The organism is Streptomyces sp. NPDC087263 (assembly GCF_044744645.1).
GTDB lineage: Bacteria > Actinomycetota > Actinomycetes > Streptomycetales > Streptomycetaceae > Streptomyces.
This window is the reverse complement of record NZ_JBIUYT010000001.1, coordinates 827,476-841,266: the sequence shown is the minus strand read 5'-3', so window position 1 is coordinate 841,266 and position 13,791 is coordinate 827,476. Positions and strand designations below refer to the sequence as shown.

General features: G+C 70.1%; 13 protein-coding genes. 8 read left to right on the top strand and 5 right to left on the bottom strand.

The features are described from left to right. The first annotated feature begins 15 nt into the window (after positions 1-15). The 3 genes from ACIPC1_RS03760 to ACIPC1_RS03750 all read left to right on the top strand — a co-directional run bounded on the left by ACIPC1_RS03760 (position 16) and on the right by ACIPC1_RS03750 (position 2,150). The gene (locus ACIPC1_RS03760) at positions 16-870 is read left to right on the top strand and encodes a helix-turn-helix transcriptional regulator (RefSeq protein WP_402513403.1); all 855 of its coding nucleotides are present in this window, start codon (positions 16-18) and stop codon (positions 868-870) included. A gap of 64 nt (positions 871-934) precedes the next feature. Further along, a complete protein-coding gene (locus tag ACIPC1_RS03755; protein ID WP_402512925.1) occupies positions 935-1,288 on the top strand; it encodes a cytidine deaminase in 354 nt (117 codons plus the stop codon). A 385-nt stretch (positions 1,289-1,673) separates the two neighbouring features. After that, positions 1,674-2,150, top strand: a complete 477-nt coding sequence (locus ACIPC1_RS03750) for a hypothetical protein (RefSeq protein WP_402512923.1) — start codon at positions 1,674-1,676, stop codon at positions 2,148-2,150. Between the two features lie 111 nt (positions 2,151-2,261). On the opposite strand, the gene ACIPC1_RS03745 is transcribed toward ACIPC1_RS03750, so the two are convergent. Beyond that, complete coding sequence (locus ACIPC1_RS03745; RefSeq protein WP_402512921.1) at positions 2,262-2,600, bottom strand: P-II family nitrogen regulator; 339 nt, start codon at positions 2,598-2,600, stop codon at positions 2,262-2,264. 213 nt (positions 2,601-2,813) lie between these two features. Here ACIPC1_RS03745 and era point away from each other — a divergent pair, with 213 nt between their 5' ends. Continuing rightward, a complete protein-coding gene (gene era, locus ACIPC1_RS03740; protein ID WP_402512920.1) occupies positions 2,814-3,773 on the top strand; it encodes a GTPase Era in 960 nt (319 codons plus the stop codon). Between the two features lie 14 nt (positions 3,774-3,787). Here era and ACIPC1_RS03735 read toward each other — a convergent pair whose 3' ends face one another. After that, positions 3,788-4,630 (bottom strand): helix-turn-helix transcriptional regulator, encoded by an 843-nt coding sequence (locus ACIPC1_RS03735; protein ID WP_402512919.1) that lies wholly within the window; start codon positions 4,628-4,630, stop codon positions 3,788-3,790. A 118-nt stretch (positions 4,631-4,748) separates the two neighbouring features. Between ACIPC1_RS03735 and ACIPC1_RS03730 the strand changes: the two genes are divergently transcribed. Further along, a complete protein-coding gene (locus ACIPC1_RS03730) occupies positions 4,749-5,603 on the top strand; it encodes an NAD-dependent epimerase/dehydratase family protein (protein ID WP_402513401.1) in 855 nt (284 codons plus the stop codon). A 29-nt stretch (positions 5,604-5,632) separates the two neighbouring features. Here the strand turns inward: ACIPC1_RS03730 and ACIPC1_RS03725 are convergent, their stop codons facing one another. The 3 genes from ACIPC1_RS03725 to ACIPC1_RS03715 all read right to left on the bottom strand — a co-directional run bounded on the left by ACIPC1_RS03725 (position 5,633) and on the right by ACIPC1_RS03715 (position 8,484). Beyond that, positions 5,633-6,946, bottom strand: a complete 1,314-nt coding sequence (locus ACIPC1_RS03725) for a GH1 family beta-glucosidase (protein WP_402512917.1) — start codon at positions 6,944-6,946, stop codon at positions 5,633-5,635. Positions 6,947-7,111: 165 nt separating this feature from the next. Beyond that, positions 7,112-7,378 carry a protealysin inhibitor emfourin gene (locus ACIPC1_RS03720; RefSeq protein ID WP_402512916.1) on the bottom strand — a complete coding sequence of 89 codons (267 nt, stop codon included), beginning with the start codon at positions 7,376-7,378 and terminating at the stop codon, positions 7,112-7,114. Positions 7,379-7,410: 32 nt separating this feature from the next. Continuing rightward, a complete protein-coding gene (locus ACIPC1_RS03715) occupies positions 7,411-8,484 on the bottom strand; it encodes a M4 family metallopeptidase (RefSeq protein ID WP_402512915.1) in 1,074 nt (357 codons plus the stop codon). A 320-nt stretch (positions 8,485-8,804) separates the two neighbouring features. Between ACIPC1_RS03715 and leuA the strand changes: the two genes are divergently transcribed. The 3 genes from leuA (at position 8,805) to ACIPC1_RS03700 (ending at position 13,756) form a co-directional block, all read left to right on the top strand. Continuing rightward, positions 8,805-10,544: a 2-isopropylmalate synthase gene (leuA, locus tag ACIPC1_RS03710; RefSeq protein ID WP_402512913.1), complete on the top strand. Its 1,740-nt coding sequence runs from the start codon at positions 8,805-8,807 to the stop codon at positions 10,542-10,544. A 185-nt stretch (positions 10,545-10,729) separates the two neighbouring features. Next, positions 10,730-11,425, top strand: a complete 696-nt coding sequence (locus tag ACIPC1_RS03705; RefSeq protein ID WP_402512912.1) for a TerB family tellurite resistance protein — start codon at positions 10,730-10,732, stop codon at positions 11,423-11,425. Positions 11,426-11,665: 240 nt separating this feature from the next. After that, a complete protein-coding gene (locus ACIPC1_RS03700) occupies positions 11,666-13,756 on the top strand; it encodes an MMPL family transporter (RefSeq protein WP_402512911.1) in 2,091 nt (696 codons plus the stop codon). Positions 13,757-13,791: the final 35 nt, after the last annotated feature.

The following is a 13,791-nucleotide window of genomic DNA, read 5'->3' as shown; positions in this document are numbered from 1 at the left end:
GACGCGGCGCTCAAGATGCACCGGCTGCGCGAGTTGCGCGAGTTCCTGATGAGCCGCCGTGCGCGGGTCACCCCGTCCGAGGCGGGGCTGCCGGACGGCGGCGCCCGGCGCCGTACGCCGGGTCTGCGCCGCGAGGAGGTCGCCGTGCTCGCGGGTGTCGGCGCGTCCTGGTACCAGTGGCTGGAGCAGGGGCGGGACATCTCCGTCTCGCCGCAGGTCCTCGACGCGGTGTCCCGGGTGCTGCGGCTGAGCAATGCCGAGCGACGCCATCTGTACATGCTCGCCCGACTGAACCCGCCCGCGCCCGAAGTGGCGCCCGAGGTGCGGGACATGTGCGACGGGCTGCGGCGGCTGATCGACACGTGGATGCCGTATCCGGCGCACATCATGGACCAGTACTACAACTGCGTGATGTACAACGCCGCCGCCGCCGTGGTTCTCGGCATGCGCCCCGAGAACACCCAGAACTGCATTGTCGACTTCTTCATCGACCCGCTCTACCGGGGGCGTTCGCGCACCTGGGAGCTGAACGCTCAGACGGTGGTCGCCCAGTTCCGTGCCTCCTGTGCCGCCGCCCCCGACGACGAGGGGTTCCAGGACGTGCTCGCCCGGCTGCGGGCGGCAAGTGGCGAGTTCACCGCGTTGTGGGAGCGGCGGGACATCCAGGACGCGGGGCAGATCCGCAAGGAGCTCGACCATCCGGTGGTCGGGCTGCTGGCCGTCGAGTCCACCGCGATGAAGGTGCCCGCGCGGCCCGACCTCACCGTCGTCCTGCACACGCCGTTGCCGGAGGCGAACACCGCGGCGAAGCTGGAGTGGCTGGCCTCGCCTGAGGGGCGGCGGGGGTCGATGTATCCGGTTGCGGGATAGGCGTACGGAAGTCGCTGGACAGGCGGACGAAAGCGGGGGCCAGGGGGCTCGATAAGCTCCGTCCATGACCGAGAACTCCGCCCTCGATCCCGAGGACCGCAAGATCGTCACCCTGGCCCGCTCGGCCCGGGCCCGCAACGGTGTGCCCGAGGGGGCGGCCGTGCGGGACGAGACGGGGCGTACGTATGTCGCAGGGAGCGTGGAGCTGCCCTCGTTGCGGCTGAGCGCGCTGCGGACGGCTGTGGCCATGGCCGTGGCGTCGGGGGCGAAGTCGCTGGAGGCGGCGGCGGTGGTGACCGAGGCGGAGTCGGCGGCCGCGGAGGATCTGGCGGCCGTACGGGAGCTCGGCGGGGCCGGGACGCCGGTACTGGTGGCCGGGCCTGACGGGGTTGTGCGGGTGAGGGTTGTCGCGGGCTGAGTTCTTCGCCCCCTCTGCCCTAACCGTTCCGCTTCTGGGGGTTGTTGCCCCAGACCCCCACTTTTCGGCCTGGACAGCCGCGTCTGCTCGGTCATCAAGCGTGAGACAGGCCGAAAATCGGCCTTACCCGGGGTAACTTCGGCCACTTTTGCTGACCCCCGGAGGCAATCCAGGGGCAGTCCCTTGCAATACCCGGCCGCTCGCGCCTCAATGGAACCGTCAGTTCCGACGGTCCGTCAGATCTGTCGCCGCTCGCGGAACGGTCCGCGTACACACCACTCCGCACCTTCACCGGCGTACCGGTGACGCCTCCGTGTGCCCGGCGCAGGACGGCACCGTCCCTCCATCCCCACATGGCAATTCCCGTACAAGGGAAGGGAATCCGATGACACGTATGCGACTCGGAAGTGCCGCGGCGATAGCCGCCGGCACCCTCGCCGCGACCGGCCTGGCCTTCGCGCCGACCGCCGCGGCCGTCACCCCACAGACGGCCACCATCGCCGCGACCTGCAGTATCGGCGGCAGTGGTGCGGCCACCCTCACGGCCACCCAGACCGGCACGGCCGCGACGGTCACCCTCAGCTCCACCGAGATCACCACCCCGCTCGCCGTGGCCCAGGACTCGGCCAGCTCCACGCTGACCCTGGTGAACGCGAGCGGGGGCACCACCGCCTTCAGCGGCACGAAGAACCCCGCCATCCCGGCGGGCGGCGGCGTCACGGTGGGCCCCCTGGACGGCACGGTCGCCTCCGGTGACAGCCTGGAGGCGTACGGCGGTTCCCTCCAGATCGTGGTCTTCGGGATCACCATCACCTGCACGGCGGGCGGCCCGCAGTCCCCGGGGCCGTTCGTGTTCGAGTAGGACCAACGAGTAGGACCAACGAGTACGCGTAACCCCACGTGCGCGAAAGACCGGTGCCGCCCGCGCGCAGCGGCACCGGTCCTCGTGCGTCCAGGGGTGTCGGGGGACGCCTCAGAGCGCGTCGGGGCCGCGCTCGTCCGTCCGTACCCGCACCACCGTCTCCACCGGCACCACCCACACCTTGCCGTCGCCGATCTTCCCGGTCCGCGCGGCCCGCACGACCGCGTCGAGGACCGCCTCGGAGTCGGCGTCGTCGACGACGACCTCGATACGGATCTTGGGGACGAGGTCGACCTGGTACTCGGCGCCGCGGTACACCTCGGTGTGGCCGCGCTGGCGCCCGTATCCACTGGCCTCCGTGACGGTCAGACCGTGCACGCCGAGTTCCTGGAGAGCGGTCTTGACCTCGTCGAGGCGGTACGGCTTGACGATCGCGGTGATGAGCTTCATGCCTTGACCTTCTGGGCGGTGGGGCGGGGAGGGATGGCGGGACCGGGGCGCCGTGGCCCGGGACCTCGTGATCGTAGGCCGTCGTGGGCGTGCGCCGTAAGGTCCGGCGGGTCCGCTCGTGGTGCGCGTGGGGCTTTCCGGAGCCGCACGGTGGGGGTTCCGACCGCCGCCGCTTTCCTTTGTCGTACGGCGGGGCTCCGATGATCAGGGACAATGGGCGCCATGAGTGTTCGTACCGAGTCATCCGAGCCGTCCGAGGCCATCCACCGCGCCGGCTTCGCCTGCTTCGTGGGCCGCCCCAACGCGGGCAAGTCCACGCTCACGAATGCTCTGGTCGGCCAGAAGGTGGCGATCACCGCGAACCAGCCGCAGACGACGCGGCACACGGTACGGGGCATCGTGCACCGGCCCGACGCGCAGCTGATCCTGGTGGACACCCCCGGGCTCCACAAGCCGCGCACGCTGCTCGGTGAGCGGTTGAACGACATCGTGCGGACCACCTGGGCCGAGGTCGATGTCATCGGCTTCTGCCTGCCCGCGAACGAGAAGCTCGGTCCCGGTGACCGGTTCATCGCGAAGGAACTGGCGTCCATCAAGAAGACGCCGAAGATCGCGATCGTCACGAAGACCGACCTGGTGGACAGCAAGACGCTCGCCGAGCAGCTCATCGCCATCGACCAGCTCGGTACGGAGCTCGGGTTCGAGTGGGCGGAGATCGTGCCGGTGTCGGCGGTCGGGGACGACCAGGTGGGTCTGCTGGCCGACCTGATCGTGCCGCTCATGCCGGAGGGACCCGCGCTGTACCCGGAGGGCGACCTCACCGACGAGCCCGAGCAGGTCATGGTCGCGGAGCTGATCCGGGAGGCCGCGCTCGAAGGTGTGCGGGACGAACTGCCGCACTCCATCGCCGTCGTGGTGGAGGAGATGCTGCCCCGCGAGGACCGGCCCGCGGACAAGCCGCTCCTCGACATCCACGCCTTCGTCTACATCGAGCGGCCCAGCCAGAAGGGCATCATCATCGGCCCCAAGGGCAAGCGGCTGAAGGAAGTCGGCATCAAGTCCCGCAAGCAGATCGAGGCGCTCCTCGGTACGCCGGTCTTCCTCGACCTCCACGTAAAGGTCGCCAAGGACTGGCAGCGGGACCCTCGGCAGCTGCGGAAGCTGGGGTTCTGAGGGGGCGAGGGAAATCAGGGTCGGTCGGCGCTAGGGGACAGGTCCTGGAGGCCTACCACTCGTAGGAGTTGGAGGCGTTCGTGGGACTCCGTGCCCGGGCGGGCGGTGTGGACGATCAGGAGTTGGTCGTGGGCCGGGTTGAGCAGGACCTCGCAGCCCAGCTCCAGCAGCCCCACGGCCGGGTGCCGGAACCTCTTCGTCGAGGCGCGCCGCACCGCCACCTCGTGTGACTCCCACAGCCGGGCGAACTCCTCGCTCGCCGCGCGGAGTTCGGTCACCAGGCGGGCCGGCTCCGGGTCGTCCGGGCGGGCCGCGGCGACCGCGCGAAGGTTGGCCACATGCGAGCGGGCCAGCTCGGGGTGGTCCTCGGGCGGGAACAGGGCGCGCACCCGTGGCTCGGTGAAGAACCGCCGTATGACGTTGCGGCCGACGGTCGGTTCGCCCCCCAGGGCCACCGCCATCGCGTTCTGGGCGAGCACGTCGCCGTAGTCCGTCATGACCTGCGCCGGCGCGTCGTACAGCCGGTCGAGGATCAGCAGCAGACCCGGGCGCACGTGGCCGGAGACGCCGTCCGTACGCGGCGGCTCCTCACCCACCAGGTGGAAGAGATGGTTCCGCTCGTCGCCCGTGAACCGCAGTGCCCGTGCCAGGGCGGCCAGCATCTGGCGCGACGGGCGAGGGCCGCGGGACTGCTCAAGGCGCGTGTAGTAGTCCACGGACATGCCCGCGAGCGCCGCCACCTCCTCGCGCCGCAGTCCTGGCGTACGGCGCCTGGCACCGGCCGCGAGTCCCACGTCGGAGGGATCGAGGCGGGCCCGGCTGCGACGCAGGAAATCGGCGAGTTCGGTTCGGTCCACGCTTCCAGCCTGGCCGAACGCGCCCGGCTTAGCCAGGGCCTGCCGATCCCAGGATCGAGAGGTCTCTCCCGCGGAACCCGGCGACGCCCCACGCTGCTGGCAACAAAGGGAGCACATGATGTTGACGTTGGTGACCGGTACAACGGGTCAGGTGGGCAGCCGTTTCGTACCGCGGCTGCTGCGGCAGGCGCAGGCGGGGGATCAGGTACGGATCCTGGTCCGCGACGGGTCGAAGGCGTCCGGGCTCGCCGAGCTCGGGGCCCAGGTCGTGATCGGGGACCTGCGCGACGACGACGCGCTCGGCAAGGCCCTGGCAGGTGTGGACGCCGTGGTGAACATCGCGGCCGCGTTCCGTGGGGTGTCCGACGAGGAGGCATGGGCGGTCAACCACGACGCCGCGCTCGAACTGGGCCGCGCGTCGGTGGCCTCTGGCGTACGCCGCTTCGTCCAGGTCAGCACGGTCGTGGTCTATGGAACGGGCCGTGGCCGCCCCCTCACCGAGGAGGACCCGACCGTCCCAGGTGGCCTGATGTGGGGCGCCTACGCGGAGTCGAAGGCGCAGGCGGAGCGGGCCCTGCTGTCCCTGGAGAACCTGGACGTCCGCGTCGGCCGCCTGGCCTTCGTCTACGGCGAGGGCGATCCCCATCTCGCCCAGTCGATGATGTGGGCGGGCGACTGGGCGGCCACGCAGCGCCTCCAGATGGTCCACCACGCGGACGCGGCCCAGGGCCTGCTGCGGCTCCTGCACGCCCCGGGAGCCGAGGGCCGTGTCTACAACATCGCCGACGACACCCCCGTCACGGCCGTGGACCTCCACCAGCTCAACCGCATCGACCTCCCCCCGGCCCTCTACGACCGTACGGACCCCGACCCGTGGCTCTGCATCACGTCCACGGCCCGCATCCGCCGCGAACTGGGCTACCGCCCGCTCTATCCGTCTGTCTGGACGGCCCTGGACGCGGGCGCGCTGTAGGCCGTGGGCGCCGGCCGGAGCTGCCGTCGTCAGCGCGCCCGAAGAGCGTCGCGCAGCCACGCGTACGACGCCTTCGGTGTCCGCTTCAGTGTCTGGTAGTCGACATGCACGAGGCCGAAGCGGCGCGTGTACCCCTCCGCCCACTCGAAGTTGTCGAGGAGCGACCACACGAAGTAGCCGCGTACGTCGACGCCGGCCTCCAACGCCTTGTGCAGCGCCCGCACATGACCGTCCAGGAACGTGATCCGTTCCTGGTCGTCGATGCCCTCGTAACTACAGCCGTTCTCGGTGATGACCACGGGGGGCAGCCGGTCGCCGTAGCGCTCGTGGAAGCCGGTGAGCAGCTCGGTGAGCGCCTCGGGAACCACCGGCCAGCCGAAGTCCGTGACCGGGTAGCCCGCCAGTTCGCGTACGGAGAAGGGGAGTTCGGCGGGGAGTGTCAGTCCGCCGAACTCGATCTCCGCGCCCTCGGGGGCGCCCACCTTGGTCGGCTGGTAGTAGTTGATGCCGTACCAGTCCAGCGGCTCCGCGATGATCTTCAGGTCGGACTCGACGTCACCGGGGAGCAGGTCGGCGATGCCCTCCGGGTACTGGCCGAGCAGCAGCGGGTCCGCGAACAGGCGGTTGAGGAGCAGGTCGTAGAAGTCGGCGGCCTGTACGTCCTCCGTGCTGTCCGACGCCGCCCAGGTCGGCCCGTGCGAGTTGGCGATCCCGATGTCGGTGACTCCGGCCGCGCGCAGGGCCCGTACGGCCAGACCGTGGCCCAGAAGTTGGTGGTGTGCCACCGGCAGGGCGTCGAAGAGCAGCTTCTTGCCGGGTGCGTGTGCGCCCAGCGCGTGGCCCAACAGGGTGTGTTCGGCGGGCTCGTTGAGGGTGATCCACTTGGTGACGCGGTCGCTGAGGCGGGCGGCGACGACGGCCGCGTACTCGGCGAAGCGCTCCGCCGTCGAGCGGTCCAGCCAGTCGAGGTCGACGGGCAGGTCCCAGTGGAAGAGGGTCGGCACCGGACGTACGCCCGCCGCGCAGAGTTCGTCGACCAGGCGGTCGTAGAAGTCCAGGCCGCCGGGGGAGTTCACCCGGGGCCAGGAGACGGAGAAGCGGTACGCGTCCACGCCGAGGTTGCGCAGGAGCGTGACGTCCTCGCGGTAGCGGTGGTAGTGGTCGCAGGCCACCTCGGCGGTGGAGCCGTCCTTCACGTGGCCTGGTTCTGCGGTGAAGGTGTCCCATACCGAGGGGGCGCGTTCGTCCGTGGCCCCCTCGATCTGGTGGGCCGAGGTGGATACGCCCCAGAGGAAGTTGGGCGGGAACTGCGGGAGGGGACTCGTCGCCATGCGCGCGATCATCCTTACTCGCAGTAACGGAAGTCAACGGGGCGGTGTGAACTAGCCGTTACGGCTTGCGGGGCGCCTTGGGGGAGGGGTGGTGCTGTGGTTGGGCGACTGCGGGCAGTCGGGGCTGGTCGCGCGGTTCCCCGTGCCCCTGGGCATCTCTCCCGGGCCCGCGATCTTCTATGCCCCCTCCTTCAACACCCTTGAAATTAGGCTCCGTTGCTCCTCCGTCAGTTTCGGGTCGGCCGCGTACACCGTCTTTCCGTCCACCGTGATCTCGTAGCTGAAACCGTCCGGAACGCCGAGGGGGGCAGCGCCCCGGCCGGTGGCGAGCGCCTGCTCGGCCAGGGTGTGCCACTCGTGGGCATCGGGGCGTCCCGAGGTGTTGACCTCGCCGTGGCGCTCGATACCCGCGAATCCGCCCGTGCGCCTTACCTGAATACGCATGGGTCCTGTCTAGTGCGAGTCGGGGCGGGAGGCTAGGAGCTGGGTACGCCCACCTGTTCCCATGACTTCAGGACGGCCTGTAGTTCCTCGCCGTCGTTGAAACGGGCGCGCGCCGCGGCGATCGTGAGCCGGGCGAAGTCGGAGAACAGGGCCTGCTGGCCCAGTTCGCCGCCGGTGAGGACGTCGTACCAGATCTGGCCCGCCCGCTCCCAGGCGTTGCCGCCGAGGGCGGTGGCGGCCAGGTAGAAGGCGTGGTTGGGGATGCCGGAGTTGATGTGGACTCCGCCGTTGTCGCGGCCCGTGTTCACGAAGTCGTCCATCGTCGCGGGCTGCGGGTCCTTGCCGAGCACGTCGTCGTCGTACGCCGTGCCCGGCTCCTTCATGGAGCGCAGCGCGGTGCCGGTGACGCGCGGGGCGAGCAGGCCCGCGCCGATCAGCCAGTCGGCCTCGGCAGCGGTCTGGCCGAGTGTGTACTGCTTGATGAGCGAGCCGAAGACGTCCGAGAGGGACTCGTTGAGGGCGCCGGGCTGCCCGAAGTAGGTGAGGTTCGCGGTGTACTGGGTGACGCCGTGGGTCAGCTCGTGGCCGATGACGTCGACCGGGATGGTGAAGTCGAGGAAGATCTCGCCGTCACCGTCGCCGAACACCATCTGCTCGCCGTTCCAGAAGGCGTTGTTGTAGTTCTCGTCGTAGTGCACGGTCGCGTCGAGCGGCAGGCCCTCGCCGTTGATCGAGTTGCGTCGGTAGGCGTTCCGGTACAGCTCGAAGGTCGCGCCGAGACCGGCGTACGCACGGTTGACGGTGGCGTCCTTGCCGGGCTTGTCGCCCTCGCCGCGGACCTTCCTGCCGGGCAGGTCCGTGCGGTGGCGGGCGTCGAAGATCGTGCGGTGCGGCTTGTCGTCGGCGGCTTCCCTGGCCGGGGCCACGGCGGGCGCTCCGACGACCGTGGTCAGCCGGCGGTGGGTGCGTTCGAGAGCGTCGCGCTCCAGGGTGCGGCGGGCGGGCCCGGCGAGCGCGGGGTCCTCGGCGCGAGCCAGCCGGTCGAGGACGTGGGGCGGCACGATGGTGCAGAAGACAGGCTCGAAGCCTGACGGATTGGCGGTCATGCCGGGCACATTTGCACTGAGTCATGACTCTGTCACTACCGGCAACCATGATTGGTGAAATGTGACAATAAGGGCCGACCGGACCTGCCCCAAGTGGTATGGCGCACCTTTTGCCTGATATGGGTGGGCGGTCCCGCATACTGATACGGACCCCCGCATCCGGTGCGGCTCGGCTAACATGCGGAGCATCATGCGTTTCGGGCTGCTCCTCCTTAGCTGCCGCGGCGAGGGCCTGTAAGTCGAGGCCGACCCCCTCCCCGCGGAGTCTGGCGTTGCGCCGTCGGCCGTCCTTCAGGACACCTTCGAGGAGCCGTCGCATCATGGCGAACAGCCAGCACCGTCCGAACCGCCAGCAGCCCACCTCCATGCCGGTCCACAAGTACCGCCCGTACGACCAGGTCGACATCCCCGACCGTACGTGGCCGGACAACCGGATCACCGTCGCCCCCCGCTGGCTCTCCACCGACCTGCGTGACGGCAACCAGGCCCTGATCGACCCCATGTCGCCCGCCCGCAAGCGCGAGATGTTCGACCTGCTGGTGAAGATGGGCTACAAGGAGATCGAGGTCGGCTTCCCGGCCTCCGGCCAGACCGACTTCGACTTCGTGCGCTCGATCATCGAGGAAGAGGGCGCGATCCCGGACGACGTCACGATCTCCGTACTGACCCAGGCCCGCGAGGACCTGATCGAGCGGACCGTGGAGTCCCTGGTCGGCGCGCATCGCGCCAACGTCCACCTGTACAACGCCACCGCACCCGTCTTCCGCCGGGTCGTCTTCCGCGGCTCCAAGGACCAGATCAAGCAGATCGCCGTCGACGGCACCCGGCTGGTCATGGAGTACGCCGAGAAGCTGCTGGACGAGCGGACGACGTTCGGCTACCAGTACAGCCCCGAGATCTTCACCGACACCGAGCTGGACTTCGCCCTGGAGGTCTGCGAGGCCGTCATGGACGTCTGGCAGCCGGGCCCGGACCGCGAGATCATCCTCAACCTGCCCGCCACGGTGGAGCGTTCGACCCCGTCCACGCACGCGGACCGCTTCGAGTGGATGTCGCGGAACCTCTCCCGCCGCGCGTACGTGTGCGTCTCCGTCCACCCGCACAACGACCGCGGTACGGCGGTCGCGGCGGCCGAGCTGGCGCTGATGGCCGGCGCCGACCGCATCGAGGGCTGTCTGTTCGGGCAGGGTGAGCGCACCGGCAACGTCGACCTGGTCACCCTGGGCATGAACCTGTTCTCGCAGGGCGTCGACCCGCAGATCGACTTCTCGAACATCGACGAGGTCCGCCGCACCGCCGAGTACTGCAACCAGATGGAGGTCCACCCCCGTCACCCGTACGTCGGCGACCTCGTCTACACCTCCTTCTCCGGCTCGCACCAGGACGCCATCAAGAAGGGCTTCGACGCCATGGAGGCCGACGCGGCCGCCCAGGGCGTCACCGTCGACGACATCGAGTGGGCGGTCCCCTACCTGCCGATCGACCCGAAGGACGTCGGCCGCTCCTACGAGGCGGTCATCCGGGTCAACTCGCAGTCGGGCAAGGGCGGTATCGCGTACGTCCTGAAGAACGAGCACAAGCTGGACCTGCCGCGCCGGATGCAGATCGAGTTCTCCAGGATCATCCAGGCGAAGACGGACGCCGAGGGTGGCGAGGTCACCCCGAAGGACATCTGGGCGATCTTCCAGGACGAGTACCTGCCGAACTCCGGAAACCCGTGGGGCCGTATCCAGGTCAAGACGGGGCAGTCGACGACGGACCGCGACGGCATCGACTCGCTGACCGTCGAGGCCTCGGTGGACGGCCAGGACACGGTCCTGACCGGTACCGGCAACGGTCCGATCTCCGCCTTCTTCGACGCCCTGCAGTCCATCGGCGTCGACGCGCGCCTGCTCGACTACCAGGAGCACACGATGAGCGAGGGCGCCTCCGCGCAGGCCGCCTCGTACATCGAATGCGCTATCGGCGACAAGGTTCTGTGGGGAATCGGGATCGACTCGAATACGACACGTGCCTCGCTGAAGGCCGTGGTCTCCGCCGTCAACCGCGCGGGCCGCTGACCTCGTTCACCTGGCATTTCCCGGCCCCGTCCGCCTTTTGAGGCGGGCGGGGCCGTGTCGTTTACCGGCCATTCCATGTGCAGGTCACGGGTGGGTCTCGTCCTGGGTACTGACTCGACATCAACAATGTGGCTAACATCACGCCAGCGCGGCGATGTTGCCGCGGCGTTACGGAGGTGTGCGACGTGCTGCCAGGATGGGGACGAAACGGTCGTGCAGTTCCGGTTTCCCGGATCCTGGGCACCCGTACCGCGTGGACCACCGTCGGCGACGGTGAGTTCTTCTGCCCGGGCTGCGGAGGTGACCGCAACTACCAGCGGCTCACCGGCCGGCGCCGCATCACCTGCCTCGGCGTTCCCGTTCTCCCGCGCGGCGAGACCGGGCCCGTCGTCGAATGCGCCGCCTGCCGCCACCACTACGGCGCCGACGTCCTGGACCACCCCACCACCACCCGCTTCTCCGCGATGCTCCGCGACGCCGTCCACACGGTCGCCCTCGCCGTGCTCGCCGCGGACGCCAACTGCGCCCGTACGTCCCTGGAGACCGCCGCCTCGGCCGTCCGCTCGGCCGGCTTCGACGACTGCACGGAGGACCAGCTCGGCGCCCTCGTCGAGGCGCTCGCCGCGGACACCGGGCGCGTCTTCGGCGAACCGTGCGGCGCGAGTCTGGCCATAGAGCTGCACGAGGCCCTGGACCCGCTGGCCCCGCACCTCGCCCCCACCGGCCGGGAGGCGATCCTCCTCCAGGGCGCGCGTATCGCCCTGGCCGACGGCCCGTACACGCCCGCCGAGCGGGATGTCCTGTCGACGGTGGGCGCGGCACTGACGATCTGCTCGGACGACGTGACGCGGCTGCTGGCGGCGGCGCGCACGCCGTCGTAATACCCCGTACGCCGTCGTACTCCCCGTACTCCCCGTACTCCCCGTACTCCCCGTACTCCCCGTCCCCCCCCCCGTACTCGCGGTGCTCCCTGACTCCCCGTACTCCCCAGGGAGTAGTCCGGCCGTCGGGACGCCCGCCGCGGTACCCGTGAACTCGCCCTCCCGTGCGACGAATTGGCCTCTCCGCGCCGGAAGTCTGGTGTGTGTCCAGACGAACCGTCCAGGAGGGGGGACCCCGCCATGGGGCCCGGAAACACCACCACGCGTACCCGGAGAAGGGCCGTGCCCTGGGCGCTGCTCGGACTCTGGGTGGCCCTGCTCGCCTTCGTCGCGCCGTTCGCGGCCAAGTTGGCCGACGTACAGCACGACCGGCCCACGGACTATCTCCCGGCGAGCGCGGACTCCACCCAGGTCGCCAAGATCCAGGAACAGCTGCCCGGCGGCGAGACCACCGAACTGGTGCTGGTCTACCACCGCGACGGCGGGCTGACCGCCGCCGACCGTACGACGGCGGCGCAGCAGGTCGACGCGATCGCGGCCGCGAACCGGCTGACCGGAACACCGCGGGGCGTGCCGTCCGGGGACGGGACCACCCTGATGTACCCGGTGGCCAGTACCGAGCCAGGGATCGACGAGGAACTGCGGGACGCGTTCGTCAACGACGTACGCGATGTCGCCCGGGGAGAGGACGGCCTGAGCGTCGACGTGGGCGGGCCGGGGGCGCTCGCCACCGACGCCGCCGAGGTCTACAACTCCCTTGGCGGGCCGCTCCTTTACACCACCGTCGCCGTCGTCGCCCTCCTGCTGATCGTCATCTACCGCAGCCCGCTGCTGTGGCTCGTCCCGCTCGCCGTCGCGGGCATCGCGGACTATCTGTCGATGGGCGTCGCCTACGGACTCCATCAGGCGTTCGGCACCACCATCTCCGGACAGAGCTCGGGCGTGATGACCATCCTGGTGTTCGGTGCCGGGACCGACTACGCGCTGCTGCTCATCTCCCGCTACCGGGAGGAACTGCGGCGCGTGGAGCGGCCGTACGACGCCATGGTGGTCGCCCTGCGCGGCTGCGGGCCCGCCGTGCTCGCCTCCTCCGGCACCGTCGCCGTAGGACTGCTGTGCCTGCTCGCCGCCGACCTCAACAGCAGCCGCGGGATGGGCCCGTTGGGCGCACTCGGCGTGCTGTGCGCGCTCGTCGCCATGCTGACCCTGCTGCCCGCCGTCCTCGTCCTGCTCGGGCGCCGGGTGTTCTGGCCGCTCGTCCCCGCCTTCGGGAGCCGGCCCAAGGAACGCCGAAGCCTCTTCACCGCGATGGGGAGTTCGGCCGGACGCCGGCCGTACGCCGTCCTGGCGGGCGGAGCCGTACTCCTCGGCGCGCTGGCGCTCGGCACACTGAACCTGCCCGGCGCGCTCAAGCAGCAGGACTCCTTCGTCGACAAGCCCGACGCCGTCGCCGCGATGGAGACCCTCGCCGCCGCCTACCCCGAACAGGGCACCCAGCCCATCACCGTGATCACCCCCGCCGACCGGGCCGACGCCACCCTCGCCGCGGCCCGCGGCCACCAGGGCGTCGCCGCCGTCGAACGGGGACGCACCGGGAACGGCTGGACGGAGATCTCCGTCACCGCGAAGGGCGCGCCCCAGTCGGCGGCGGAGACCGCCACCATCAAGTCCCTGCGGGACGACCTGAAGGGCTCCTACATCGGCGGACCCAGCGCCGAACAGCTCGACCTCAAGGACACCAACGCCCGGGACCAGCTCATCGTCGTACCGATCGTCGTCGTGTCCGTCCTGCTGATCCTGTTCGTGCTGCTGCGCAGCCTGGTCGCCCCGCTGCTGCTCGTCGCCGCCGTGATCGCGGTGTGGGGCGCGGCGCTCGGAATCGGCGGCCTGCTCTTCGGACCGGTCCTCGGCTTCGCGGGGACGGATCCAGGACTTGGCCTGCTGTCGTTCGTGTTCCTCGTCGCCCTCGGCGTGGACTACGGCATCTTCCTCATGCACCGGATGCGGGAGGAGTCGCTGTCCGGTGCCGAACCCGCCGAGGCCGCGCTCACCGCGCTGCGGACCACCGGGGGTGTCATCGCCTCCGCCGGGCTCGTCCTCGCGGCGACGTTCGCCGTGCTGACGAACATGGGGCTCGTGCAGCTGGTCCAGCTGGGATTCGTGATCGCGGTGGGGGTGCTGCTCGACACCTTCCTCGTACGGACGTATCTGGTGACGAGCGCGAGCGTCGCGCTGGGCCGGAAGGTGTGGTGGCCAGGGCAGTTGTCGCGGGAACCGGCGCAGGGGCAGCCCCCCGAGCCGCGCCGGAAGGAACCCGTCGTCGTCGGCTGAGTACCGCGTGGGCGCCCCTCCCTGTCGGAGGGGCG

Excerpts from the sequence above, each read along its gene's own strand:
- ACIPC1_RS03755 (WP_402512925.1), top strand. The coding sequence starts at position 935 with ATGACCGAGAACTCCGCCCTCGATCCCGAGGACCGCAAGATCGTCACC.
- ACIPC1_RS03745 (WP_402512921.1), bottom strand. The coding sequence starts at position 2,600 with ATGAAGCTCATCACCGCGATCGTCAAGCCGTACCGCCTCGACGAGGTC.
- ACIPC1_RS03720 (WP_402512916.1), bottom strand. The coding sequence starts at position 7,378 with ATGCGTATTCAGGTAAGGCGCACGGGCGGATTCGCGGGTATCGAGCGC.
- ACIPC1_RS03700 (WP_402512911.1), top strand. The coding sequence starts at position 11,666 with ATGGGGCCCGGAAACACCACCACGCGTACCCGGAGAAGGGCCGTGCCC.
- era (WP_402512920.1), top strand. The coding sequence starts at position 2,814 with ATGGGCGCCATGAGTGTTCGTACCGAGTCATCCGAGCCGTCCGAGGCC.
- leuA (WP_402512913.1), top strand. The coding sequence starts at position 8,805 with ATGGCGAACAGCCAGCACCGTCCGAACCGCCAGCAGCCCACCTCCATG.
- ACIPC1_RS03730 (WP_402513401.1), top strand. The coding sequence starts at position 4,749 with ATGTTGACGTTGGTGACCGGTACAACGGGTCAGGTGGGCAGCCGTTTC.
- ACIPC1_RS03750 (WP_402512923.1), top strand. The coding sequence starts at position 1,674 with ATGACACGTATGCGACTCGGAAGTGCCGCGGCGATAGCCGCCGGCACC.
- ACIPC1_RS03760 (WP_402513403.1), top strand. The coding sequence starts at position 16 with ATGCACCGGCTGCGCGAGTTGCGCGAGTTCCTGATGAGCCGCCGTGCG.
- ACIPC1_RS03725 (WP_402512917.1), bottom strand. The coding sequence starts at position 6,946 with ATGATCGCGCGCATGGCGACGAGTCCCCTCCCGCAGTTCCCGCCCAAC.
- ACIPC1_RS03715 (WP_402512915.1), bottom strand. The coding sequence starts at position 8,484 with ATGACCGCCAATCCGTCAGGCTTCGAGCCTGTCTTCTGCACCATCGTG.